Raw genomic sequence first — 25,909 nt, 5'->3', positions numbered from 1 at the left:
AAATTAAAATTTGTAGGAGAAGCTCGCGGTTATGTTTCGTGGCTGCTGGGGATTGATGGTTGACCATCCCTTGTAGTAGGTAGTGTCGCCGATATTGTTGACTTTCAGGTCCAGCCGGTAGCTCTCGGTTTCGTAAAAGACCGAAGCGTTGAGGACTGTATAGGAAGGCAGGGTAAACTGGCCGGTGGAGGCCCGGTTGAGAATCATATTTTCGCTGGCGTAGTTACCCCCGAATCCGAGGCCGAGATCCTGGAGCGGCCCATCGGGAATACGGTAGCTGATCCAGCCGTTGATCAGGGTTTGGGGACCAGCTTCTTCAGGTCGCCGGCCGCGGTATTGATCGTTGTCGGTTTTGGTGATTTCGCTCTCGTTGTAACTGTAACCGGCAATGACGTTCAGCCCGTTGACAGGGGAGGCGGTAATGCTGGCCTCAATACCTCGGCTGTAGTTTTCCCCATCCTGCTCATACTGTTCCGGGGCCACCTGGCGAACAACATCGGTGACTCGGATATCGTAATAGCTTACAGTGGCTGAAAGGCGGTCATTCAGCAGGTTGGTCTTAATACCGGTTTCCCACTGGTTTGCACGCTCGGGTGAAAAGTTGAAGGTTTGGTTTCCTGAAGTGATTGGAGCGACATTGCTGAACCCGTTCATATAATTGGCGAACAGCGAAAGTCTTTCCGGCAGCGGCTTTACAACCACTCCGAATTTGGGTGAGTAGGCGATCTGGGTGTAGTCGTCATCATCGGTGGAGACGGTTCCCTCATTATCGAAATGGTCGACCCGCAGGCTGGCCATTACCGACAGCTGGGGCAGTATATCCACTACATCAGAAATGTAGGCACTGTAGACTTGCTGCTTCGTCTCACTTTGATTAACTGGCGCGGTGGCCAGGGCGGTGTCGGCCGCTTCTTTTGAAAGCCCGCCGGGGTCGGTGCCGAGCGATACGGTTCCCAGCCCCACATATCCGCTGCTGTTGTTGATGACGTTTTGCTGGAAATAATCAATCCCGATTACCATTTTGTTGTCTGCCCCGCCGATTGAAAAATCACCAATAAAGTTTTGCTGGATATCGGTGCCCAGGGTTGTGGAGTTTTGTTTGCTCAGGTAACGGGCAAACGTGCTGTTGGTGCCGTCGCCGGCGAAATCCCACAAGTAGGTGTAGTATCCGTCAGTTTGGGCATTGCTGCTTGAAATGGCAGTTTGAGAGGTCCACTGGTCAGAAAGCCGGTACCTCATCTGGCCCTGGAAATTAAAGGTTGGATTCTGAATAGTAAGTGTATTACTGGTAAACGAGTGATTAGGGTTGTAACCCAGCTCCTCCATGTTATGGGCTGTCAGCTCTGCACTTCTATTCAGGAATAGCATGGTGGGATTGGTGCGCTCGGCGTTGTAGTATTCCGTGCGGATAAGAAAAGAGAGGTCCTCATGTACGCGGTAGGAGAGGGACGGAGCAACAAAAAGAGACTTGCTGAATCCGGCATCCTGGAAGCTGTTTCTGGAGTCGTATGCCGTGTTGACGCGCAGTGCGATATCCCGCTCGCTGCTGACGGGCGTATTAATATCTGCCGTTACCCGGTTCAGGCCGAAGCTCCCGGTTTTGTAGGAGATATTACCTCCGAAATTGTAGTAGGGTCGCTTGGTTACCACGTTGATCAGTCCGCCGTACGATACGAGACTGCTGCCGTAGAGCGTGCCGGATGGCCCCTTGATGATTTCCACCCGCTCAATGTTGGCGGGATCCGGAGTGCCGTTGGTGAGGGCGGGCAGCCCGTTCACCATTGTGGGCTGGGCTGAGAATCCACGCAGGGAGTAGTAGCCGGCTCCGTCGCCACCGCGACCGGTAGACTCCCAAAGCTTGGTCACCCCGGGTGCGTTGGTGAGGGCATCCTCGAAACTGGTCGCAACCTGGTCCTCCAGCAGGTCAGAGGTAACCGTGTTGTAGACCTGGGGATTGTTGATATTTCTGATCGGCAGCTTGGCGACATGCTGTGTAATTTCAGTGCTGAACTTGTTCGCATTACCTGCACGTACAATCACTTCCTGCAGCTCCTGGTTTGAGTCTGAGAGCGTGACATCGATCGTGAGAGATTGGTCCGCCTGAACCGATATGGCTCGCGTTTCCTCCTCATATCCGATGCCGGAAACCACAAAGGTGTAGTCGCCCGCTGGAATTTCATTGATTATGTAATACCCATCGGTATTGGTTGCGGCCCCGTAGCTGGTGCCTTCCAGACGGATGTTGATATTGGGAAGCGGCTTGTCTTCAATATCGATGACCCGTCCCTCTATACTGCCGGTTGTTTGTGCCCGGGCGCTGAAAGAGATCGATAATAGAAGTAAAACTAGAAAAACGGATATTTTAAGGAGATTTATTTCAGAAAATGCCATTGGTTCTGTGGTATTCGCTATGTTAGGGTTAGGGATTGTGATTTCTAATACAGCTGCGATGCCTGGTGGCCTGGCTTGGTCATCCCATACCGGGCATGGACAAGCGGATGAAACTATGCGAAAGCCACGAAAACAGGCCGGCACAGCCGGAGTTATGTATGAGGTTCTTTATTTTTGGTTTCAACAACGTATTCTTACCTAGACCGTATCTAAATAAGACGCCGCAATTTTATTTAGATACGGTTTAAATAACAAGAATTTTTCCATTTAGTCTGTGTTGGTCCCCGGTCTTGAACAGTAAATTCAGCCAGTGGTTTTCAGAGTCCTGTTTTTTAGCCAGACAAGCTTGAATAGCAGAGTTTTTAATGCCCCGGTAAAGATGTGGAAGTTCAAAGAGTTGTTGCCAAACGCCTGCCGCACACAGGTGGGGCTGGGGCCAGGTTAAAACGATCTATTAAAAGGTTTAATTTTGAACAGGGAAAAGCTTAGATTTTACACGTTGTCAACTGCCACCAGAAACAACTCTATCGCAGATGAATCTTTTTGAAGAGGAAAAAGCGGATCCGGCCAAGAAATCGCAGGAAAAACGGTCCGTGGTAAATCCCCATGAACCGCTGGCCACCCGCATGCGTCCCGATTCACTGGACGAGTTCGTCGGGCAGGATCATATCGTTGGAGAGGGGAAGATGCTGCGCCGAATGATCGAGAGCGGGGTGATCGGCTCGCTGATTTTTTACGGTCCCCCCAGTTCGGGAAAAACCACGCTTGCCCATGTTATTTCGCGGGAGATCAATGCCAAGTTTGAGGTGCTTAACGCGGTGCTGGATGGGATTAAAGATCTGCGACAGGTTGTAGAGCGGGCCCAGAAGATCCAGCAGATGAACGGTAGAAAAACGATCCTGTTTGTGGATGAGATCCACCGCTGGAACAAAGCTCAGCAGGATGCGCTGCTGCCGCATCTTGAATCGGGTGTGATCACCTTGATCGGCGCGACGACCGAAAACCCGTATTATTCCCTGGTAAATCCGCTGCTTTCCAGGTGCCAGCTTTTCGAGCTCTATGACCTCCAGGTTGAGCACGTAAAGACGATGATCGACCGGGCGCTGAAGGACAAGGAGCGCGGACTCGGCCATAAAGATGTCATACTCACCGAACCGGCCAAAAATCATCTGGCAGAGTTCGCGGGTGGAGATATTCGTAACGCCATCAACGCCCTTGAAGTGGCAGTCCTCTCCAGCGATAAGGATGAAGAGGGAAACATTCTTATCGACCTGGAGATCGCCAAAGAGTGTATTCAGAAACGCAATGTGCGCTACCAGGGTACCGGTGATGAGCATTACCATTACGCCTCGGCCTTTATCAAGTCGATGCGCGGCTCAGACGTGGATGCGGCCCTCTACTGGATGGCGGCCATGCTTGAGGGAGGAGATGATCCCAATTTCATTTTTCGGCGCATGCTTATCCTGGCCTCTGAAGATGTGGGGATGGCCGATCCGCATGCCCTCACGATGGTGAATTCGGCCCACGAGGCGTTTACCAAATGCGGCATGCCGGAGGGACTCTATTTCCTGGCTCATGCCTGTATCTACCTGTCGCTGGCTCCCAAAAGCAACAGCACCGGGGCGGTATTTTCGGTCCGGAGCGAGATTAAGAATCGCGGTACAAAAGCGGTGCCGCCTCACCTGCGGGACAAAACCGCCAACTCCAAGGAGGCCCGCTACCTGGATAAAGAGAACGCCTCCGACGACTACAAGTATCCCCACTCTCATCCACACCACTGGACCGAGCAGCAGTACCTGCCAGAGGAACTGGAAGGTACGAGCTGGTTCGAACCTGGGAATATCGGCCGCGAAGGCAAGCTATGGGAGCGCCTCCAGAAGATAAAAAAAGCCTGGCAATCGAATAGCTAACTTCTTATCGTCCGCCGACTCCCGGGAATCAGGAGTCGGGGTCTACATCAACCGGAAGGATGGCGTTGTTGATAAGATTCAACTCCTGTTCGGCGTCAAGGTCCATCATTTCACGGGCGTCATTTACTCCAAAGAAATCGGGATATCCACGTACCCCGTGCTCATATTTGTCGAGCCCGTTGAGTTCCTCCTCGGCACTCACTCTTAAATCGTGGAACTGCTCAATTCCCTTAAAGACCAGGTATGCGGTACCGATCGTCCACGCAAAGACGGAGAAGATTCCCAGGGCCTGCACCAGCAGCTGTGTAAAAGAACCTCCAAAGAAAAGGCCCGTTAATTCCGTGGTGTAGGGTGACTGTGCAAAGAATCCTACCGCCAGTGTGCCCCAAACGCCGGCAAAGCCGTGCACGGGTATCGCTCCAACCGGATCATCAATGCCATTCTTTTCAAGCAGATACATTCCGAGCATCATGGACAGTCCCCCGATGCTACCGATGATCAGGGCCGACACCGGAGAGACCACTGCACATCCCGCTGTAATAGCGACGAGGCCGGCCAGCGCGCCGTTGAGAGTATAGGTCAAATCGGGCTTGCCGCGCCTGTACCAGACGACTGCCATCGTGGTAACAGCTCCGCCCGCCGCAGCCAGGTTGGTGGTAACGGCAATACGCGCGATGGACAGGTCGGCCCCGAGCGTACTTCCGGGATTGAAACCAAACCAGCCAAGCCACAGGATAAACACGCCCAGTGTACCCAGAGCCATGCTGTGGCCGGGGATATTTGTTACTTTTCCGCGGGCAAAACGACCAATGCGTGGACCCAGAATCATCGTGCCGGCCAGTCCGGCCCAGGCTCCCACACCATGGACCACCGTGGATCCCGCAAAATCATAGAACCCCAGCTTTTCCAGCCACCCGCCCCCCCAGATCCAGTGCCCGACAATGGGATAAATAAATGCCGTAATAATCACGGTATAGATGATGTAAGCCGAAAATTTGGTTCGTTCTGCCACCGCTCCGGAAACAATCGTAGCCGCGGTGGCGGCAAAAACGGCCTGGAAAAACCAATACCCATACAGCCAGGCGTCCAGCTCGCCGCTGGGAGTGACCGCTTCCGATAAAAAGAAATTGGAGGTGCCAAAGAGCCCGAACATGTCGGTTCCGTACATCAGGCCAAAACCGCAAGCCCAGAATACGATGGTACCCAATCCAAAATCCATCAGGTTCTTCATCATGATGTTGGTGACGTTTTTAGCCCGCGTAAATCCGGTTTCCACAAGGGCAAAGCCGGCCTGCATAAAAAATACCAGGAAACCGGCGACCATTACCCAAAGCAGGTCGGCAAACGTTTTCCCTTCGACGGGGGAAGCGGTTGTGTCCAGTAAAACAGGGGCCGGATCCGGCATTGCCACCAATAGTCCTGGAGCACCGGCGAACAGTACCAGCAGTATGATCGGTATAATTATTCTTCTCATACACTTAATAAAATTAGGTTAATATTGTAATTAAGTGAATATATTAAATCAAATATGAATAAATTGAAAATAAGTTAGTTATTATTTAAATTTATGTTTATTAATTAAGTAAATTTTCAATAAGATCTTAAATGATTAAGATGGAATTATTAACTGTCGAATTTGGTATACTTTTTTTCAGCACTAATAGAACAGCATGTAATGATTGAACTGAATATTATTAGCGGTACCGACCGCCCCGGCTCTAATGCGTTGCGTGTATCGCGTTATTTGCGAACACGATACCGTGAGATCGAGGAGGTGATGCCTGAAATCATCGATCTGCGATACTTCCCACTCGAACAGGTTAGCGGAGGGCCTTACGGAAAGGAGAATGAAGAAGTCCGGAAGTTTACTACCAAACTGCTGGATGCCGACGGGCTCTGCGTGGTTGTACCCGAATATAATGGAGGGTATCCCGGCATTCTGAAGCTGGTTATAGATTATCTGCCCTATCCGAGCGGACTGGAGAAGAAACCGATCTGTTTCGTGGGAGAGGCCGATGGTGCTTTTGGGGCTTTACGAGCAGTTGAGCAGATGCAGCAGGTATTCAGTTATCGGAATGCATATATATTTCCGGAACGGGTCTACATTCCCAGGGTAAATGATAATTTTGATGAGGAGAAAGGGATCAGCGACTCATTTCAGCAGCAACTGCTGGATAACCAGATCAAAAATTTTATCCAATTTATCGCCGATACCAAATCCCAAAACGTGTTGGAGGGGTTGAACGACTAAGAACTCTCTGTCTGTAAGTGGTACCCTCCCTGCCTTGCTGATCTGCCAACGATTATCCGCAGAGTCGATCTGACCATTACTCAATTTTCAGCATATAACCTACGCCGTGCAGGGTAACCAGGTACTGCGGGTCGTCGGGGTGTTGTTCAATTTTGGAACGCAGTTTTGAGATGTGAACATCCACCGTACGGGTGTTGGTGCTGTGCTCGTACCGCCAGACATTTTCCAGCAGGGCATCGCGTGAGACCGGTTCATTGGCATGCGCGGCGAGGTACCGGATAAGTTCGACCTCCCGCGTGGTCAGATCCTTTTCCTCCTCCGGGTGCCTGGCCAGGGCATTTTTCAGGTCAATCGTTACCGGATCCAGCTCCAGATCGTTGATCGGTTTTGACTTGGAGTAGGTTTCTGAACGGCGGAGACGGGCTTTAATGCGTGCAAGCAGTTCCTTAACGCCGAACGGCTTGGTCATATAGTCGTCGGCCCCGATGTTGAGGCCGGTGACTTTGTCAATTTCCTGGTCCCTGGCCGTCAATATAATGATGGGAAACGTGTAGGTCATGTTGCGGACTTTTTTACATACGTCATAACCGCTCATTCCGGGGAGCATGAGATCCAGCAACATCAGGTCGGGATTCTCTTTTTTTACAATTTCGACGGCTTCTTCACCTTCTTCAGCCACAAAAACATCATATCCCTCGTTTTCCAGTGTATCCTGTAAGGTAAAAATGAGGCTGGGCTCGTCTTCAACAATTACTATTTTTTTTGGGTTATCCGACATACTGGGGTTTATCTTGCTGATTAATGTGTTGTTGTGATTGTTCGTCTGTAGTACCGTTACCGTTATTTCCGGGATCGACCAGAATCGGGAATTCCACGATAAATGTAGAACCGTTTCCTTTCACACTGTCAACCTGTATGGTGCCGCCGTTCAGCTCAACAAGGTTTTTGACGATCGAGAGTCCTAAACCGTGACCTTTGCTTTGGGCTGTCAGGGAGTCTTCGACCCGGTAGAATTTTTCAAAAATATGTTTGATCGCGCTCCTGGGTATTCCCACCCCGTGATCTTCTATCTCAAGGCGCACCTGTGTATGCTTTTTTTGCAGCTGTATACCGATATATTTTTCATCTTCGCTATATTTTATGGCATTTTCAACCAGGTTTCCGATGATGGTGTTAAAACTGTCTTCATCTACCATGACAGGAGGCAGTGACTCGTCCATCGATATATCAAGAGTGAAGCCTTTGTTGTTGATATAGGGTTCATGGTTATCCAGGTATCGTTGAACAAGCCGGTTCAAGTCAACGGGTTTGGGTTCAATAATGGACTGTCCGGCATCAGCTTTGGCTACATCCAGCAGCTTTTCTATCATTCGCTTTAGCCGGAGGGCCTCGCTGTGGATATGCCGGCCGTAGGACTGGAGCCGCTCCTTGTTATCCACGCGTCCATCGGCAAGGTTTTCGCCCGCCGCCTGCATTACGGCAAGAGGGGTCTTCAATTCATGGGTTACATTAGCCAGGAAGCCGGCCTGCCGCTCCGCCAGAGCCCGCTCTTTTTGCGCGGTGACAAAGATAAACCCGATCGCCCCCAGCAGGATGACGACCGCACCACCCAGTACCGCAAAATTTTTGAACAGCGAGGCCTTGGAAGCCGCAATCGTGGGACTTTCGGTAAAAGCTACCTTGAGCGTCCAGTTGTCAAAGAAATCGGGAAACCGCTGCTTGTACTGCACCTTGTCTTCGTCAAAGGTGCGCGCGTGATCGCTGCTTATGACCGTCTCGTCCTTGGTCCAGTCCCGCAGCCAAACCACTACGCCGCTGGAGTCGGGGTTGCCGAAGCGCCGCACCAGCTCTTTATGCAAGTATTCATTAACCAGGTAGTCTTGGTCGATCAGCATGGTCAGGTAGCCAAAAATTTCCTGTTCGGAGAGATTGATCAGCGCCAGGGTCATGCTGTAGTGGGTATCAAAAATGCTTTTATAGTTAAACCGGTATTCGTCAATGAGCACTTTCATGCGGGTTCGCGCAATGCCCATCCCGTCGCACACGAATTCGGAATATTCGGTAGTCGGTTTAAATTTGCGGTCAAGCTGATCAAATCTGAGCAGGCTGGTTTCATTCTGGCAGGCCCTGCAGCCGTGAGGTTTGAAATAGATGTCGGTAAAGATGGAATCGGCGGCGGCCTGCTCGATGTGTCGCTGAAATGCCGGGGGGAATTGCCCTGTTTGTTCAAACACCCGCTGGGTATGATCCATGTCGAGCTTGTCAATTCCCCAGTACGGATTGAAAAAACGGTGATGAACCTTGTCAGTAAATTCTGATACCTGCAGTTTCTTGTTTTCCAGGTCCGATTCAATCGTTGTTTGGTGCAGGCGAAATAGCGAAAAGACATTCATCGCCGTCAGGCCAAGAATAGTGACAATGGCCGTGCCTAGTAAAACCCAACGCAATGAAAGGTATTTTTTTAACATATGCAGTTTCTTTGAAAAAGAAAGTAATATGAATGAAGGTTAAATGTAAACAATTTCTTGCTGGGGAGAATTGCAAAAAATAAAAAGAGGGACATCTGTCAATGCCCCTCTGTAACGAATCTAAATATTAATCCTTGCAGACGTTTATTTTTGCCAGGAATTATTGGCCCTGTTCACATCCGGGAAATGATGTTGAGGGTCAATTTGAACCCCGGTTACTTCGGCTTGGTGCTCTATGAGAAGCTCTGCAGATGTGTTGCCCCTCAGCCAGGTGTCTACTTCGATATGACGGGTCAGCGTTTCGCCGTTGTCCAGCGTTATCTCTACTGTCGCTGGCAGCGGCATTTGGCCTTTGTCTTCGATCACGATCCGCGTTCCGTTTGCTGTTGAGGTGACATCCCCGACCGCCTGGTCAAGAATCCACGTCTCATAGTAGAAGCTGCGCCAGAACCAGTCAAGATTCCGCCCGCTGACCGCTTCAAAAATATTAAACAGGTCCCACGGGTAGGGATGTTTGTATTTCCATTCGCTCAAAAACGTCTGGTAGGCTTTTTGAAATGTTTTTTCACCCAGCAGGTGCCGTAGTATCACCAGGCCACTGCCGGGTTTCGGGTAGGAGGCCACCCCGAAAGCGGGACCGGGATAATGATAGTCAGACCATCGCATAATGGGACCTTCCAGGTAGGTGCCGGCGATGTTTGTATATGAATTAAATTCGTTGATGTCCGGGTTGCCGGAATCGGGGAAATAGTCTTTTCGCGCCTGGTTTTCGTTAAAAGTCGTAGTGCCCTCGTCGATCCAGCTGTAGCGGCGCTCATTGGTGCTTACAATCATCGGAATCCACATGTGCGCAAATTCATGGGCGATCACGTAATAGAGGCTTTCCTGCGGCTGGTAGTTATAGGAGCCGATGATGGTAATCATGGGGAACTCCATCCCCCCGCCGATGATGCCACCGCCTTCAATGGAGGTCATATGCGACCAGGGATAACTCATGCCCAAATAGTCTGAAAAGAAGGTGATGGAATGCTGGGCATAGGGGACCGCTTTTTTCCATTTGGGAGCTGAAAGGCGATAGACGGCATCTACAAAAGTGTATTCCTCCTGTCCATCGTTATCGCGATCTCCAACTGAGGCGCGCGCGCCCTCCCAGACCGATTCTTTGGTAACACTGAAGGCAAAGTCATTGATATTTTCTGCCGTGAACGACCAGGTTAATGTGCCGTCTCCGGTTGAAGGAGTAATATTCCCGAAGTCGCTGCTGTCTACAATGGCTATTACCTGGTCACTCTGCTGGGCCTGGCGGTAGCGCTCGGCAACGGAAGCGTCCAGCACCTGGCCGGCATTTTGCAGGTTGCCCGTGGAGGTAACCAGCCACTGTTCCGGCGCGGTGATATCGACCGAATAGTCACCAAACTCATGGTAGAATTCGGCGTTGTTTTTAAACCGGTCGGTGAACCAGCCATAGACATCGTCATATACCGAAATCTTGGGATACCAGTAGGCAATAAAAAAGAGGTTGTCTTCGCTGTACCCCATACGTCCGCCGGCCCCTTTCTGTGGCACCTTGAAAGCCCACTCCACCTCAACCTGTGTTGAGCGACCGTGTTTGAGGGCCGAGGGCAGGGTCAGAAACATGCGGGTTCCATCAATATAATAGCCCTGTTGTCCCTGCATCGTGATTTCCCGGAGCTCGCGCCCTTCCACTGTCACACTTTTTATCTCCATTCCTCCCGTTACCTCCACGTTCTCTTTGCGCGGAACGCCTTCTTTGTGCACATTTTGTGCCAGTTCAAGCATAATGCCGTTCAGTGAGTCGGGGGCGTTGTTGTGGTAGGTGATGGTACTGCGGGCCGTGACCCTCTTTTCGTCCGGGATAAGCTCCACGTCCATGTCGTAGTCTACCTTCTGCTGCCAGTAATCTTCACCGGGAGTGCCCATGGGGGTCCTTGTGCCCTGCCGGACCGAACGCTTGTACGCGTACGGAATCTCAAAATCTATGGAGTTCGGAACGGGCCGATCCAGCTCCAGGGGGAGGGTGGTGTCCGGAGGGGTTGCCTGGGAGGCTGCCGTAGCGGCTGTTTCCGGTTGCTCGGCACGTTGTTGTACCGTGGCGCATCCGGCGATAAACAGGGATATTAGTATAACAAAAGAGAGGGATTTCTTAGCTGTCGGTATCATTGTATTCTGTGATAAATCAGGAATTGTGGATTATGTATTTGCTGGGATAAGAGACTTGACAAGCAGTTATTAGGCTTAGCTGACGGTCTTGAAATGCTTGTCGATGGATTTTTTGAGATCGTCAAATTCTATCGGCTTGGTCAGGTAGTCCAGGTAGTCGGTTTCCTGGGCGCGTTCCACGTGGTAGGGATCGGAATTGCCTGTTATATATATGACCGGCACGTCCGAAAATGTTCGAATTTCTTTCATCGCTTGAATGCCATCAATCTCTCCCTCAAGGGAGATGTCCATAATAATGAGATCGGGATCAATACTTTTTGCCGTCTCTATTGCTGTTTTGCCGTATACCAGCTCTCCCTCAGTCTCAAAATCAAGTCGTTCAAGATAACTTTCATACAATAAATTCAGAATAAGGTCATCTTCAACAATGAGAACTTTTTTCTTTGTGTTACCCATACAGCGTTAAATCATTTTATAATTCGATTGATAAAATAGTAAGAAGATTATTTTATTCAATTTAAACAAGAGATGGATCGGTCCACCGGATTCCGGAATGTTGTATTGAAATAATCAGCAGAATCACCTTTTCCCGCATGTTGGCACGGCTGTCAGAGAGGCCGTGGAAAGCCTGCTGAATCGTGTAAATATTAAAATGAAGTTAGGACAATTTTCGATCAAATAAAAAAAGTTGCCGTGCCTGGATAACAGGCCGCACCCTGTGCGGTAGGCCAAAAATACATACAAATATGCTAAAATCGGAACTTCTTTATAATGGAGGTTTTGCAAAACCCTCCATTAATGAATAGGCAGGAGCTGAGGTAGCGGGATTGGCATTCGGTATTACGAGAATTCCTCTCGTTCGACGTGTCGGGGCCGTCAGGCTCCCGGGAAGAGACCATTCGGGAAAAGAGAAAAAAATGAATACCTTCCGTCTGAATCTTGAGAAAGAAGAATATACAAACCGAGGGTTCTGCAAAACAACGGTTTTGTAAAGCCCTCTGAACCGTAAATACATGACCCTGTTTTCATGAAATTTGGCAGCGCAGATCATCCCGGAAGCATTGATTTTTTTCTACCCCAGGATCATCCCGGAACCGCGGAGGTGCTTGAAAAAACGGGTTCTTCCGAGCCCCCTGAGATATATGTGGGCTGTGCCAAGTGGAACCGGAAAGATCTCAAAAATTTTTATCCGAAAGGGACCGGCGACGAGCTGGAATACTACGGCTCGCAGTTTAATGCCGTGGAGATGAATGCCACGTTCTACCGGAATTTTTCGGAGGACCAAATCAATGACTGGTACCAAAAAGTGCCTGAAGGGTTTCGTTTTTTTCCGAAAGTAAACCAGCGGGTCAGCCACTTCAAATGGCTGAATGATGTTGAAAAAGCACGAGATGATTTCCTGGACAGCGTAGTGCATTTCAGGGAGAAGCTGGGGACGGTTTTCCTGCAGCTGCGCAGCAAGTTTGCCCCCAAATTTTTTGACCGGGTGGTCCGTTTCGTCGAGGAGTGGCCGGAGGGCATACCGCTGGCTGCTGAATTCAGGCACACGGATTGGTTTAATGATCCCTCTGTGGCCGAGGACCTCTACCAGTTACTGGAGGAAAATAATGTGGCAAATGTAATTGTGGATACCGCCGGCCGGCGCGATCTGCTGCACATGCGCCTGACGAATAATGAGACGTTTGTCCGCTATGTGGGCGCGAATCATCCCACCGATTTTACGCGACTGGAGGAATGGGTGCAACGACTCCAGCGCTGGACCGACCAGGGATTGGATAACATTCATTTTTTCGTACATCAGAATGATGAGCAGCGATCGCCCGAGCTGGCTGCTCATTTAATTAAAAACCTGAACGCAGAGTTGGGGTCAAATTTGAAGGTGCCGAACTGGCTTGATGGTGGCCAAAAGGACCTGTTTTAAAAATGCTGAAAGCTATTTGTACGGCCGTAAAATCGGTGTTAAGGGACAACGATAAGATCAAGAAGTCAACCAATTGAAATTTTTCTCTTCCCAGCTTACGCAAATTATCTCCAGCCGGGATGCCCGGTATAATATCAAGCGGCTTGCCCGTTTCCTGGCATTTCTTTTTGTGATTATCTCGGCATACACCGTCATATTTCATTATATCATGGAGTACGAAGGGCAGCAGTTCAGCTGGATTACCGGCTTCTACTGGACACTCACCGTGATGACCACCCTCGGATTTGGTGATATCACCTTTACCAGTGATCTGGGTCGCGCGTTTTCAGTAATTGTACTGCTGTCGGGGATGGTATCGCTGCTGATACTGTTGCCATTCACGTTTATCCAGTTTTTCTATGCCCCGTGGCTCGAGGCGCAGTCAAAGGCGAGGGCCCCGCGTCAACTCCCTGAAGATACCCGGGACCACATCATTATAACGCATTTCAACCCGATTTCCAGGGCGCTAATGGAAAAGCTTGAGCAGTACCATTACGAGTACGTGCTGCTTGAAGGCGACCTGGGACAGGCGCTCGAATATCACGACCAGGGCTACCATGTGGTCTACGGGGAGCTCGATGACCCCGAAACCTACCGGAATCTTCGGATCGGGCAGGCCGCCATGGTGGTAACGCTGGGAAGCGATATGGTAAATTCCAACGTGAGTAATACGGTTCGGGAAATGGATGAGGATGTAACCATCGTGGCCACGGCCAACTCCGCCGACTCTATTGACCTTCTTAAGCTGGCCGGGTGTTCTCACGTCATACGAATGGGAGAGATGATGGGCCGATCGCTTTCACGCAGAACGATCGGGCAGGACAGCCGGGTTCACGTACTCGGGCGATTTGACAGGCTGGTGATTGCTGAAGCGATGGCCTACCAAACACCGCTGGTGGGCAAAACGCTGAAAGAGAGCCAGCTGCGGGAAAAGATGGGGATCAACCTGGTGGGTATATGGGAACGAGGGCAGTTTATAAAGCCCCACCCCGATCTTGCCATCAAAAATGAGAGCGTGCTTATTATGGCGGGGTCCACCGATCAGCTCAGATCGTATGACGAGTTTATGGCTATCTACCGGGTTTCTGATGAGCCGGTCATCATCGTGGGGGCGGGACGCGTGGGGCGTGGTATTGCCGAAGCTTTCGATGAACGGGGACTGGATTACCGGATTATTGACAAGGATCCCGCCCGTATGAAGGAGGATGAGCGATATATCCTGGGCTCGGCCGAAGATTTTAGCGTGCTCAAAAAAGCGGGAATTGAGCAGGCGCCGTGCATTCTTGTCACCACCCACGATGACGATATGAACATCTATCTGACGATTTATGCCCGGAAATTGCGCCCCAACATTCAGATTATAAGCCGTTCAACGCTGCAGCGAAATGTATCAACCCTGCACCGGGCAGGGGCTGATTTTGTACTGTCCTATGCAACAATGGGTGCAAATGCTATTTTTAATATTCTGGAGCGAAACGATATCGTTATTATTGCCGAGGGACTGAATGTATTTACTGTTAAAACCCCTGCCCGGCTTGTGGGAAAAACACTGATTGACTCGCAGGTTCGGCAAAAGACCGGCTGTAACGTGCTTTCCATCCGGGAAAATGACCAACAGATTGTAAATCCTGAGCCCGGTTTCAGAATATCCGAGGAGAGCGAACTTGTCCTGATCGGCACCAACGAGGATGAAATGAGATTTATGGATGAATTCAGGGAATAAACAGAGCTGCCGGAACTTTTGACAAGTCCTGAAAAAGAGAGCTGGATCGGCACATCATCTTACTTCCATTTGATAGAAAATGGGTTTCGAAAAAGGAGTGTAAATTGCAAGAGCCTCCCTACACTGCAAACAAGGGTAACCGTTCAGGTTCGACAGGGATGATATGTCTAAACAGGTTAAAATTTATTTTAAGTATTAATATTTATTGTTTAAATGGCAGAATATTACTTGTTTTAAAATAGATTTAAACTCAAAAATAACGTGTTTGTTTTAAACAGCTTTTTTCATGACAGTATCATAGAAAAAGACAGATTGTTACTTCTGTAATAATTTAGGCAGGCTACTCTATAGGGCGTTGGCAAAAAGCTTCTGTTATTCAGAGTCAGGATTGCTAAATAATAAATCAAAGAGATCTTCAGTAGTTTTATGGGGTACGTGAGGGGTTTGTTGTATGCATGTTGCGTGGTGTTTCTTGTTCTCCAGAATCCAGCCATTGCATGGGGTCAGCCGCAACCATTTGTGACAACGTGGGAGACCACCACGGAGAACGAATCGATAACCATCGGTACCCGGGGCGGATGGGCTTACACCGATTATGACTTTACAATCGACTGGGGCGATGGTACCGTGGAAACGGGAAAACGTACTACTGGCGGGTGCGACGGGCAAGCGTGGACAATGATACGCTGGCAAGCGGGTGGACCCGGCGGGAGTTTACGGCTATCGAGGTACCGGAAACGCTGGCCTGGTCGGACAGTTCCTCACGCTATCGGTATCACCTGCACCTCTCGAGCGAGCCGTCGTTTACAGATACGCTTCAGTACGATTCTACTCTTACCGCCGCGAAGTGGGAACTGTCTCGTCTGCAATCACTGGAGAAGGGGGCGACCTTCTACTGGATCAACTACACCACCGTAAGTAAAAATGCTTCGACAGGGCTGAAAGTACGGGTGAAACAGAACAGCAACACCACAGAAGATGCTGAAATAGATACCTTTTTTGATGCCGCCCGCTTGTGTCCGCTGAAAGAGGGGATCGTGGTCAACGGGTAGGCTGATAATTTTTCCGGAATTGATACACTCTCCATGGCGGCCAATGATACCCAGACAGTGCATGTTCAGACACTGTTTTCCTATGCGCTGCAACCCTACCGTTTTGATATTTCTGCTCCGCAAAAGCTGAGGATTGAGCCGCACTCTACGCAGCCGTTTGCCTATGTTGTTTATGGCAATGGAAATCAGGGCGATCAGCTCACTATTATTATTACCGATACGGCGGCCCAGTCGTCTCACCTGGAGAAGAAGCTGGTCGTTGACTTTACCGAGCCGATTGATGTAATAAAACGACCGGTGATGGCTGACTTAGACGAACCGGCCGTACTAATTGAGCAGGAAACCAGCCGGTCTTACGAGCTGAATGCAGGCCGGAAGACAGAGATTACTCCCGGTGCCCAAACAACGAGTTACGTACTGGTAATCGGAAATGACCGGTATATCGAAGACCAGCAAAAGCAATACCTGCCGTCGAAGATCGAAGTGAGTCCGAATTATCCCAATCCCTTTAACCCGGCCACCACCCTTTCGTTTACGCTGCCCCGCCAGAACATGGTCAGCCTGAAAGTGTATGATGTGATCGGACGGAATATCGCTACGTTGATAGAAGAAGTATGTCCGGCAGGTGTTTACTAGGTTCGATTTGATGCTTCGGGGCAGTCGAGCGGAGTGTACTTTGCGGTCTTTGAGATCGGCAACCGGCGGATTGTACAAAAAATGATGCTAATAAAATGATTGAGTCGATGATGAAATGGTTCGATAACAGGCGGATGCTGGTACTGGCCGTTGCCGCTGCGGCAGCAATAGGATGTAGCAGTCCCACTTCCCCGGAGGAGGAAACGTTGGAGGAGGATACTACCGTCCCGCCAGTTCCGAAGGCTGTAACGGGAGAGACCGGGAACGGGGAACTGGTTATTGACTGGGATGCCGTGTATGGAGATGATCTGCAGGGATATTATGTTTATCGTGCGGAAAATTCGATCCCGGACTCGACGTCGCTTGACCCGATTAACGGGGGCAAACCGGTCAGCGGTACCAGTTATACAGACTCAACAGTTACAAACGGAACTACCTATCACTACCGTATCTCGTCTGTAGATACCAGCGAAAATGAGAGCGGTCTTTCGGTTGAGCTGGTGTTAACGCCTTTCCCGGACCCCCCAAACCGACCTTGAAGAGTGACTCTGAAAGCTGTTCGTAATATGAGAGGGTTTTACAAAACTTCTCAACCTCGTTCGGAAAAAGTTCGACTCCCGTTAAAAGATCAATAAGGTCGGTGGTACAACCACCTTCCAACACAATAGTGGATTCTGCAAAAGACCCTATAAGTTATTTAAATAGGTTGCTTAAAATATTTACTTTAAGGAACTTCAATCTATTAATGATCATGTCTTGGAGTAGCCGACTTCTGCTCAGCTGAACATGCAATCTTGCTCTTTCGCGACATGGTTACAAATTACTCCCGGCTATAGCCTGTTAGAGATCTTGCCGGTTTAACCGGTTTGAAGGTACCGTTGAATATGGCAGAAAGACTATAACTGTTCATTTTATTTAACCACCCGAATCATGAAAAATATCTCCCTTTTCATACTCTTTATGGCTGCCGGTATAGTACTGTCGGCCTGTAGTCAAAACAACCGTAATACGAACGAAATGAATGAGAATCCCCTGTTTGCACCCAGTCCCCTCCCGTTTGAAGCTCCTGATTTTGATGCGATCGATGTTGAGCATTTTCGACCTGCTTTCGAGGCGGGGATGGAGCGCGAGCTCGAGGAGATAGAATCGATCGCTTCAAATACTGAACCCCCCACTTTTGAAAATACGATTGTGGCGATGGAGAAGAGCGGTGCCTTGCTGCGTCGGACGAGCTCGGTGTTTTACAATCTGACTTCTGCCCACACCAATGATGAGATCCAGGAAATTCAAAAAGATATGGCACCGAGGCTGGCGGCCCATTCCGACAATATCTTGCTTAATGCCGAATTGTACGATCGGGTGAACACCCTCTACGAAAAGCGGGAAGAGCTGGACCTGGATGAGGCCTCACTTAAGCTGCTGGAAGATACCCATCGCGATTTTGTGCGCGCAGGGGCTCAGCTGAATGAAGAGGAAAAACAGCGCATGCGGGAAATTAATGAACGTATATCCTCCCTGACCACCCAGTTCCAGGAGAATCTCCTGGATATAACGAAGGAGCGGGCGGTTTTGGTAGATGACGAGGAACAACTTGACGGACTCAGCGAAGATCGAATAGCGGCGGCGCGTGAGGCTGCCGAGGAGCGGGGGCATGAGGAGGGATACCTGCTAACGATTACCAATACCACCCGGGTTCCGATCCTCAAGGAGTTGAACAACCGGGATCTGCGGCAGCGCGTCTGGGAAGCTTCGGCCTACCGGGGTATCGGAGAGGAGGGCGGTATCGATAACCGTCCGCTGGTGTTGGAACTGGCTGGACTGCGCGCCGAACGGGCGGAGCTGCTGGGCTATCCCAATCATGCAGCATACAAGCTGGAACCCCAGACGGCCCAAACACCGGAAGCCGCCCTCGATATGTTGTCTGACCTGATCCCGCCGGTGATTGAAAACACGGAAGGCGAAGCAGAGGCGATACGGGAAATGATGCGCGAAGACGGTATAGAGGGAGAAGTGAAACCCTGGGATTGGAACTACTATGCCGAGAAGGTCCGCCAGGCTGAATACAATATCGATCAGTCGGAAGTACGGCCCTATTTTGAGCTGAATCGCGTGCTGCAGGATGGCGTATTCTACACGATGAACCGGTTGTTCGGAATTACATTTGAGGAGCGGAAGGATCTGCCGGTCTACCACCCGGATGTTCGCGTATTTGACGTGTATGACGAGGACGGCTCGCAGATCGGCCTGTTTTATGCTGATTATTTTGAGCGCGAATCCAAACGAGGCGGGGCGTGGATGAACTCGTTTGTATCGCAGTCGCACCTGCTGGATAAAAAACCGGTGATTGTAAATGTGATGAATATTCCAAAGCCGGCTGAGGGAGAACCCGCACTGATCAGTTTTGACAATGTCACCACCATGTTTCACGAAATGGGTCATGCCGTACACGGGCTGTTTTCGGATGTCAGGTATCCTTCCCAGGCGGGTACTTCGGTTCCGCGTGATTTTGTAGAGTTTCCTTCCACGTTTGAGGAGGATTGGGCCGTTGAGCCGGAAGTGCTTGAAAATTACGCGGTTCATTACGAAACGGGCCAGCAGATACCGCAGGAACTCCTCGACAAGGTCATTGCCGCACGCGATTTTAACCAGGGATTTGATACTCAGGAATACCTTGCCGCTACCATGCTGGACCTGGAGTGGCACCTGCTCGAGAGCGATGAGATTCCCGAAGACGTACTTTCTTTCGAAGAAAAGGCGCTGGAAAAATACGGACTGGATATGGAAGCGGTTCCGCCCCGGTACAAATCGCCCTATTTTGCACATATCTTTGCGGGCGGGTATTCGGCAAATTACTATGCCTATATCTGGAGCGAAGTACTTGCCGCCGATGCTTTTGCCTATATGCAGCAGGAGGGTGGACTGGAGCGGGAAAACGGCCAGCGATTCAGGGAGTATATCTTGTCGCGGGGGGGCAGCCGGGACGCGATGGAGCTGTACAAAACGTATCGCGGCCAGGAGCCCGATGTGAAACACCTGCTTGAGAGACGGGGACTCAGCACGGGTGGCAGGTGATGCCTGTGAATGGTGTGTATGTAACCTGATGAATGTTACTCTGGGAATGCCGGATTTGGATCCAGTTCTTCGGTGCTATTTATATGCAACAGGTGTGGGAGAAAGCATATTTTTCCCCATTCAGCCCGCTTGTTTCCAGAAACAGATTGGCTAAAAGAGGTCTTTGCAAAAACCCTGGTTTTTAAAGACCTCGAAAACATTTCGTCCGATGAATAGTTTAAATTTTTATAATATCGTTGGACTCAATGTTTTTAATTCACCAGGTGCTTCTCCAAAAACTTCAGAAAGATCTCCCAGTCGGAGGGCAGAGTTCCATGACCTCCCTCATGCATGAAATAGCTGATAGTACCGAATACCGGATTCCCCGCAGAAGGCCACTGATCGGTACCTAGTCCCTGTTCGCCCAATAGCCGGTAGACCCGGGCCGCATCTGCGGCTGCCAGAAATTCGCCCCTGGGGTCAGACCAGAGATCCTCATTTCCCGTTTGCAGAAGCAACGGACGAGGAGCAATAAGGGAAAGCAGCAAGTTGCCATCCACCGGCAGCTGATTGACGTGTTCAGCAAACACCTGGTAGTTTGGGGCAAACTGATACGGGTATCGTGACGGAGCTGTCAAATGGGCAACAGTTTCCCCATAGTTGCGTCGGCTCAGGGCTGCGCCTCCCTCACCTGAACAGCTGGCTATCACCGCTGCAAACCGCTGGTCACGGGCAGCTGCCCAGAGCACCGTTTTACCAAGCCGGGAAATTCCCATCAACGCAACCCTGGCTGCATCAATATCCCTGTCCGTTTCAAAATAGTCCATCGCCCGGCTCAGGCCCCAGGCCCATGCTGAAATGGCTCCCCATTCATCCGGTCTTCGTTGATTTTGTCCCTGTTCCCTGTATAGTCCCCTGACGCCGTGTTGATAACCTCCCTCGAAATCCGGTTCAATATCCCCGTAATACACCGTGGCTATGCCGATGCCGCGGGAGATGAATTGTTGAACATCCAGTTCTCCGAAATTGCTTTTCTCAGGAGCGGGAACGCGTTCCTGCTTCCTGTTCCAGATATGACCGCGCTTAACCCCGGGATCATTCACCCTGGTCGAATTTGCTAAAAAGCTTGGGGTAAAGAGTATTGGGACAGGGGCGGTCGCCTCAGCCGGAAGGTAGATCAGCAATTCCATACTGGGTTCGTTCTCCTCGGAAGAAAAATATACTGTTACCTGTTTGCGGACGGCGGTTCCGTCATGCGTTACGGTTCCTTTGTCGAACACATTGTATTTCAGGTCTGCGGGAGGTTCGGGGGCACGTCCAAATTGAAATTCCTTGAACAGTTCGAGGAGCTCCGGGCGACGCTGTTCATACCAGGTGTCAGCATTATCTACCTTCTCCCCGTTGGCAAGCAGCAGCGGGTCCGGAAGCTGATATTTACCCACCTTGTCCTCATCATAATTGACCGGTATGCCGGCCACGGTGTCGGGGGTTTGCGCCTTGACTGGATAGGTATTCAGAAGCAGAAAGGGAAGGAGAAGCACAAGGTGAAGACTCCTGCCCTGTTTACGTCTATTACCAAACATATTTGCTGGACTATTCATCATCTGTTGGTTTTAGTAGATCTAATTCAGCTGTTTACGGCTCTCAGGCGATTCAAATTACGACAGGTTCTGCGGTTAACGGGTGCTCCCGGCGTTTGCCAAGGAATGAATTTAAGCAGGTGACGCCGGGCGGGAAAATCTCATGCTCATAATGAATTTATTTACAAGGCCATATCGAGATATCAGCTAGTCGGCCGGCAATAAGCTGCCAAGCAATGCAATATGGTAAAATGGCGGCAATCAAAAAAAATGTAATTTGCAGTTTGGTTACTGAAGGCCTTTCAAAACCCTCGACTCGTCGTTGTAGGCGGCTTGATCATATAACAATATGGACCGAGTTGAAACTATTTCGCACCCAATTTTAGTATCGCTGGTGAAGGTGTTGAACGCTCATCAAAGGCGATAAATTTATACTAAAGTTCTTCCCGGTATTCCGTGGGCGAAAGCTCCATCAGCTTTTTGAAAAGCCTTGAAAAATAAAATGGATCATTAAATCCCAGTTCATAGCTGATCTCCTTGATGCTCATATTTGTAAAGCTCAGGTACTGGCATGCCTTCTGAATTTTCAGGTGATTAAAGTAATGGATCGGGGAGTAGCCTGTTTCCTCTTTGAACAGGGAGTAAAGATAGGAACTGGAATAGTTCAGGTGTTCTGCCAGCTCATCCACCGATATCGAGCGGTCGAGGTTTTCTTTCATGTAGTTGATGGCGTTGTCAACGATATTCGTTTCATTACTCTGGTGGCGTATCTCTGAGAAGAAATCGTTATAAACAAATGAGGCAAGGAGCTGCCAGAGGCTAATGTTGACATACTCTATGATTTCCCGGCTGTATCCACTTTCCAGTAACGATATGATCCCGTTAAAATACTTGATCCGCCGCTCCTCAAAAGGAATTTGTATAACTTGCGGGGCTTCCTCATCCGATGAATCCGCTAACGTATATTTGCTATAAAGCTGGGTTGCTGAACTACCTGAAAAATGGATCCAGTAAATACTCCAGGGATCGTCCTTCCGGGCTCCATATTTGTGTGCAGTGTTGCGGGGAATGATGAAGTAGGAGTTTGGAACCAGTTCATAGTGGTCTGTTTTTAGCTCAATCCAGCCATGGCCTTCCAGACAGTAAATAAGAATATACTCCTCTGAACCCGTTTCTCTTTTTCGGTAGTGGTGATCGGCATAGGGATAATATCCAATATCGGTGACATACATCTTGTTGATAATACGGTTCTCCTGGATTGCATTTCTCACATTTTGAGGAAGTACCACCATCTTTTGTCCGAGGAATCCCTCTCGTTTTCTTTCTTCTGGTATCATAGTATTGTCTATGCTTAACAAAATATTGTCCATTTACTAAAGCATAAATAGAATATACGTTGATGATGCTGATTTACAAGTAGTAGTTTTTTTAATCTTTTTATTAGCCAAGTAAAAAAACTATAAAAGTGTCTGGCAGGCAAATAAAGAATCAGCTTGTTCTTTATTTATAGCAGGGAGAATTAGGTTTGCCAGCCTGAAACTTGGTTCAGCAGTAATATTCAAAGTGACGGGATTAAAATAAAAAGGGATTGACATGATAAGATATCTATACAAAATGTGGAAAGTTCTCGCCTTGCTACCTCTGTTTCTGTGCCAATTCAGCTATGGTGCGTTAGCTCAAGGTACCGTTACCGGCAGTGTTGTTGATGCTAACAGTGGTGAAAATTTACCAGGAGTAAATGTAGTTGTAAAAGGTACTACCATTGGGACTTCAACAAATAGTGAGGGAAATTATGAGCTCAGTGTACCTTCTTTACAGGATACTCTGGCCTTTTCGTTTGTTGGTTACCAAACACTGGAAGTTCCCATTAATGGCCGCTCAGAACTCAATGTAGAACTGCAATCCGAAGCTGTTATTGGAGAAGAACTGCTGGTAGTTGGTTACGGGACCCAGCGTAAGAGTGATCTAACCGGTTCGGTGTCATCGCTTGGAGGTGAATCTATTGAAAACGTTCCGGTAACCTCTGTTGACAATGCCATAAAAGGTCGTGTTGCCGGGGTGTATGTCAAACAAACAAGCTCAGCCCCAGGCGGGGGTACATCTGTTCGGATTCGGGGAACCAACTCGTTGAATGCGGGATCAGAGCCCCTGTATGTCATAGATGGTTTTCCAATATATCCTGACAACAGTTCAGAGGGGACCGGGTCCGGGCGACCTCCCACAAATGTGCTGGCAACACTTAACCTTAACAACATTGAATCAATTGAAGTCCTTAAAGATGCCTCGGCAACTGCAATTTACGGTTCCAGGGGAGCGAGTGGAGTTGTAATTATTACCACCAAGAAAGGACAGGCCGGTGATACGCGTGTCACCTACAACGGCTCCCAGTCATTTCAAACTATTGCAAACAGTGTAGAGATGCTGCCTGCCGATGGATATGCCAGGTACCGCAACATTCTGGCCGAAAGTCAGGGTGGGGCTCCCCTTTATAGTCAGCAGGAGATCGAAAATATGGGCGCCGGTACCGACTGGCTTGACGAAATATCACGGACCGGCCTGGTGGCTGATCACCAGCTTTCGGTTTCCGGGGGAAATGAAAGTAATCGATATGCCATTGTAACCAGTTTGCATAACAATAAGGGAATTGTAAGAGATACCCAGTTTAAACGATATGGTTTGCGCCTGAACCTGGATAACGACCTGTTCAAGGATATCGTGACGTTGAACAGCAGCTGGTCATATACGCGCGGGGAATCCGAAAATGCGTTGACCAGCCAGGGACCGGGCGGCATTATCGTTTCAGCCCTGCAGCTCGATCCTACACCTGAAGTAAGAAATGAAAATGGAGCGTATAACTTCCCGCTCTATGATGACCGGTTCCCCATTAACCCGGTAGCGGAACTAGAGGATGGGGTGGACGAGGATCGCTATAATCGCTTTTTTGGTAACTCTTCTCTCACCGTCGATATCCTTGAAGGATTAAGCCTGACCTCAAGATTTGGTGCCAATATCGTTTTCAATGAGCGGGATACCTTTTTCCCGTTAACAACGAATATCGGTATTGATCAGAATGTCGTGCTCTCAAAGGGCCAGCGGAGCATTAACAATATTTTGAATGAGAATACCCTGTCATATACGAAACAGTTGACAGAAGATCATTCCATTGATGCGGTGGTAGGATATACCTGGCAGGAAGAAGTTAACCGCTTTTCAGAGGTAGAGAACAGGGATTTTCCAGCTGATAACTTTAAGAGCGTGAACCTGCAAAATGGTATTAATCCCCAGATACCGGTATCCAGCCGGCAGCAGTGGAACCTGCAATCGTTCCTGGCAAGGATTAATTACAATTTTAGTGATCGCTACCTGGCCACCTTCACGTTCCGCCGAGATGGTTCGTCCAAGTTTGGAGAGAATAATAAATGGGCCAACTTCCCATCGGTGGCGCTGGGTTGGCGTATCAATAATGAGCCGTTTTTTGAGAACGCGGGCTTGGCTGATCTCTTCTCTAATTTTAAGATCAGGGCCAGCTGGGGAGTCACAGGAAACTCAGAACTCCCTGTATACCAGTCCCTTTCAGGATTAACGACAGCAAACTATGTGATTGGCGGTCAGCTGGCCAGTGGATTGGTTGAAAATCGCATCCCGAATCCCAACCTCCGGTGGGAGGAGACGACCATGCGCAATATTGCACTGGATCTTGGGTTCCTGAATGGACGTCTTGATCTGACGTTTGAGTACTTTGATAATATCACCGATGACCTGTTGCTCAACGTAAATATTCCCTCCAGCACGGGTTTTGGCAGCATGCTCCAGAATACGGGTTCCATGGGGAATACCGGCTTTGAAATCTCTACGGATTACCTTGCTATCAGCCGGAGTGATCTCCGGTTGAACTTCTCCGGGAACATCTCCATTGTCGAAAACGAAATTACAGACCTGGGCGGAACCCAGCCCTTCTTTACCGGTTGCCCGGGCTGTGGACACCTCGGGGTGTTTGGCAGCTGGGTTTCAGAAGGATTGCCCGTCGGAGTTTGGAGAGGATTTGACTATGTCGGCATCTTCCAAAGCGAGGAGGAGATCCAGAACAGCGCTTCCTTATCCGGTGACTTGCCCGGCTACCCGCAATACCGTGACGTAAACGGCGACGGAAGAATTACGCCGGAAGGAGATATGGTTATTATCGGCGATCCCAATCCCGACTTTACATGGGGACTGAACTCTTCCCTGAACGTTAAACAGTTTGATTTAAGCATCTACGTCAGGGGAGTGCATGGGAACGAGGTGCGCAACCTGCAACAGGCTGAGGCCGGTGATGGGATACAGAAGATCAACCAGATTAGTAACATTTTGGAGGATTCCTGGCGGCCTGACAATACGGATGCAAGCCGGCCAATTATTGATGCAAAGCGGGAGTTTGCCAACTACTTCAGAGACTCGGACTTCTTTATTGAGGATGGCAGCTACCTGCGTGTCCAAAACGTGACGCTGGGATATACCCTGCCCACCAGTCTCACTGGTCAAAATGTACTTCAGAGAGCGCGAATTTATGTTAGTGCGCAAAACCTGTTGACACTTACCGACTACTCCGGCTTTGATCCGGAAGTAAGCAGCGGCGGGCAGAGCAACTTCAATCGCGGCGACGATTACGATTCCTACCCGCGATCCCGTGTGTTTACGATTGGTTTGAATCTGAATTTCTAAAGGCT

17 protein-coding genes are annotated in these 25,909 nt (G+C 49.5%); 9 read left to right on the top strand and 8 right to left on the bottom strand.

The genetic code is table 11. From position 1 onward, the window contains the following. Positions 1-3: 3 nt before the first annotated feature. Positions 4-2,391 (bottom strand): TonB-dependent siderophore receptor, encoded by a 2,388-nt coding sequence (locus ACG2E4_RS05070; RefSeq protein WP_395275892.1) that lies wholly within the window; start codon positions 2,389-2,391, stop codon positions 4-6. Positions 2,392-2,924: 533 nt separating this feature from the next. Between ACG2E4_RS05070 and ACG2E4_RS05065 the strand changes: the two genes are divergently transcribed. Then, the gene (locus ACG2E4_RS05065; protein ID WP_395275891.1) at positions 2,925-4,301 is read left to right on the top strand and encodes a replication-associated recombination protein A; all 1,377 of its coding nucleotides are present in this window, start codon (positions 2,925-2,927) and stop codon (positions 4,299-4,301) included. 28 nt (positions 4,302-4,329) lie between these two features. Here ACG2E4_RS05065 and ACG2E4_RS05060 read toward each other — a convergent pair whose 3' ends face one another. Continuing rightward, the gene (locus ACG2E4_RS05060) at positions 4,330-5,775 is read right to left on the bottom strand and encodes an ammonium transporter (protein WP_395275890.1); all 1,446 of its coding nucleotides are present in this window, start codon (positions 5,773-5,775) and stop codon (positions 4,330-4,332) included. A 201-nt stretch (positions 5,776-5,976) separates the two neighbouring features. On the opposite strand from ACG2E4_RS05060, the gene ACG2E4_RS05055 reads away from it, so the two are divergent. Next, entirely contained in the window at positions 5,977-6,552 is a 576-nt protein-coding gene (locus ACG2E4_RS05055) for an NADPH-dependent FMN reductase (protein WP_395258548.1), read from the top strand. Positions 6,553-6,628: 76 nt separating this feature from the next. On the opposite strand, the gene ACG2E4_RS05050 is transcribed toward ACG2E4_RS05055, so the two are convergent. The 4 genes from ACG2E4_RS05050 to ACG2E4_RS05035 form a co-directional block, all read right to left on the bottom strand. Beyond that, positions 6,629-7,330: a response regulator gene (locus ACG2E4_RS05050; RefSeq protein ID WP_395258545.1), complete on the bottom strand. Its 702-nt coding sequence runs from the start codon at positions 7,328-7,330 to the stop codon at positions 6,629-6,631. After that, positions 7,320-9,020 carry a sensor histidine kinase gene (locus ACG2E4_RS05045; protein WP_395275889.1) on the bottom strand — a complete coding sequence of 567 codons (1,701 nt, stop codon included), beginning with the start codon at positions 9,018-9,020 and terminating at the stop codon, positions 7,320-7,322. Before ACG2E4_RS05045 ends, ACG2E4_RS05050 begins: the two co-directional genes overlap by 11 nt. A gap of 144 nt (positions 9,021-9,164) precedes the next feature. Continuing rightward, on the bottom strand, positions 9,165-11,201 hold the full coding sequence (locus ACG2E4_RS05040; RefSeq protein ID WP_395275888.1) for a M1 family metallopeptidase: 2,037 nt from the start codon (positions 11,199-11,201) through the stop codon (positions 9,165-9,167). Between the two features lie 75 nt (positions 11,202-11,276). Further along, complete coding sequence (locus ACG2E4_RS05035) at positions 11,277-11,657, bottom strand: response regulator (RefSeq protein WP_395258536.1); 381 nt, start codon at positions 11,655-11,657, stop codon at positions 11,277-11,279. Between the two features lie 571 nt (positions 11,658-12,228). Between ACG2E4_RS05035 and ACG2E4_RS05030 the strand changes: the two genes are divergently transcribed. The 6 genes from ACG2E4_RS05030 to ACG2E4_RS05005 all read left to right on the top strand — a co-directional run bounded on the left by ACG2E4_RS05030 (position 12,229) and on the right by ACG2E4_RS05005 (position 19,644). Further along, entirely contained in the window at positions 12,229-13,122 is an 894-nt protein-coding gene (locus ACG2E4_RS05030; protein WP_395275887.1) for a DUF72 domain-containing protein, read from the top strand. 73 nt (positions 13,123-13,195) lie between these two features. Continuing rightward, positions 13,196-14,884, top strand: coding sequence for a potassium channel family protein (locus ACG2E4_RS05025; RefSeq protein ID WP_395275886.1), 1,689 nt, complete (start codon positions 13,196-13,198; stop codon positions 14,882-14,884). 656 nt (positions 14,885-15,540) lie between these two features. Continuing rightward, positions 15,541-15,936: a hypothetical protein gene (locus tag ACG2E4_RS05020; protein ID WP_395275885.1), complete on the top strand. Its 396-nt coding sequence runs from the start codon at positions 15,541-15,543 to the stop codon at positions 15,934-15,936. 33 nt (positions 15,937-15,969) lie between these two features. Continuing rightward, positions 15,970-16,572, top strand: coding sequence for a hypothetical protein (locus ACG2E4_RS05015; protein WP_395275884.1), 603 nt, complete (start codon positions 15,970-15,972; stop codon positions 16,570-16,572). 107 nt (positions 16,573-16,679) lie between these two features. Beyond that, complete coding sequence (locus tag ACG2E4_RS05010) at positions 16,680-17,111, top strand: hypothetical protein (RefSeq protein ID WP_395275883.1); 432 nt, start codon at positions 16,680-16,682, stop codon at positions 17,109-17,111. Between the two features lie 391 nt (positions 17,112-17,502). Then, positions 17,503-19,644, top strand: coding sequence for a M3 family metallopeptidase (locus ACG2E4_RS05005; protein WP_395275882.1), 2,142 nt, complete (start codon positions 17,503-17,505; stop codon positions 19,642-19,644). A 251-nt stretch (positions 19,645-19,895) separates the two neighbouring features. On the opposite strand, the gene ACG2E4_RS05000 is transcribed toward ACG2E4_RS05005, so the two are convergent. Continuing rightward, positions 19,896-21,227, bottom strand: a complete 1,332-nt coding sequence (locus ACG2E4_RS05000) for an alpha/beta hydrolase family protein (RefSeq protein WP_395275881.1) — start codon at positions 21,225-21,227, stop codon at positions 19,896-19,898. 410 nt (positions 21,228-21,637) lie between these two features. Then, complete coding sequence (locus tag ACG2E4_RS04995; protein WP_395258510.1) at positions 21,638-22,540, bottom strand: AraC family transcriptional regulator; 903 nt, start codon at positions 22,538-22,540, stop codon at positions 21,638-21,640. Between the two features lie 256 nt (positions 22,541-22,796). Between ACG2E4_RS04995 and ACG2E4_RS04990 the strand changes: the two genes are divergently transcribed. Then, a complete protein-coding gene (locus ACG2E4_RS04990; protein ID WP_395275880.1) occupies positions 22,797-25,904 on the top strand; it encodes a SusC/RagA family TonB-linked outer membrane protein in 3,108 nt (1,035 codons plus the stop codon). The last annotated feature ends 5 nt before the right edge of the window (positions 25,905-25,909 follow it).

It is taken from the genome of Halalkalibaculum sp. DA384, from assembly GCF_043951955.1.
GTDB lineage: Bacteria > Bacteroidota > Rhodothermia > Balneolales > Balneolaceae > JAMQKA01.
This window is presented reverse-complemented; position numbering and strand designations above follow the sequence as displayed.

What these genes read in the sequence shown, in the direction of transcription:
- ACG2E4_RS05070 (WP_395275892.1), bottom strand. Translation starts at nt 2,391, where the DNA reads ATGGCATTTTCTGAAATAAATCTCCTTAAAATATCCGTTTTTCTAGTT.
- ACG2E4_RS05065 (WP_395275891.1), top strand. Translation starts at nt 2,925, where the DNA reads ATGAATCTTTTTGAAGAGGAAAAAGCGGATCCGGCCAAGAAATCGCAG.
- ACG2E4_RS05060 (WP_395275890.1), bottom strand. Translation starts at nt 5,775, where the DNA reads ATGAGAAGAATAATTATACCGATCATACTGCTGGTACTGTTCGCCGGT.
- ACG2E4_RS05055 (WP_395258548.1), top strand. Translation starts at nt 5,977, where the DNA reads ATGATTGAACTGAATATTATTAGCGGTACCGACCGCCCCGGCTCTAAT.
- ACG2E4_RS05050 (WP_395258545.1), bottom strand. Translation starts at nt 7,330, where the DNA reads ATGTCGGATAACCCAAAAAAAATAGTAATTGTTGAAGACGAGCCCAGC.
- ACG2E4_RS05045 (WP_395275889.1), bottom strand. Translation starts at nt 9,020, where the DNA reads ATGTTAAAAAAATACCTTTCATTGCGTTGGGTTTTACTAGGCACGGCC.
- ACG2E4_RS05040 (WP_395275888.1), bottom strand. Translation starts at nt 11,201, where the DNA reads ATGATACCGACAGCTAAGAAATCCCTCTCTTTTGTTATACTAATATCC.
- ACG2E4_RS05035 (WP_395258536.1), bottom strand. Translation starts at nt 11,657, where the DNA reads ATGGGTAACACAAAGAAAAAAGTTCTCATTGTTGAAGATGACCTTATT.
- ACG2E4_RS05030 (WP_395275887.1), top strand. Translation starts at nt 12,229, where the DNA reads ATGAAATTTGGCAGCGCAGATCATCCCGGAAGCATTGATTTTTTTCTA.
- ACG2E4_RS05015 (WP_395275884.1), top strand. Translation starts at nt 15,970, where the DNA reads ATGGCGGCCAATGATACCCAGACAGTGCATGTTCAGACACTGTTTTCC.
- ACG2E4_RS05010 (WP_395275883.1), top strand. Translation starts at nt 16,680, where the DNA reads ATGATGAAATGGTTCGATAACAGGCGGATGCTGGTACTGGCCGTTGCC.
- ACG2E4_RS05005 (WP_395275882.1), top strand. Translation starts at nt 17,503, where the DNA reads ATGAAAAATATCTCCCTTTTCATACTCTTTATGGCTGCCGGTATAGTA.
- ACG2E4_RS05000 (WP_395275881.1), bottom strand. Translation starts at nt 21,227, where the DNA reads ATGATGAATAGTCCAGCAAATATGTTTGGTAATAGACGTAAACAGGGC.
- ACG2E4_RS04995 (WP_395258510.1), bottom strand. Translation starts at nt 22,540, where the DNA reads ATGATACCAGAAGAAAGAAAACGAGAGGGATTCCTCGGACAAAAGATG.
- ACG2E4_RS04990 (WP_395275880.1), top strand. Translation starts at nt 22,797, where the DNA reads ATGATAAGATATCTATACAAAATGTGGAAAGTTCTCGCCTTGCTACCT.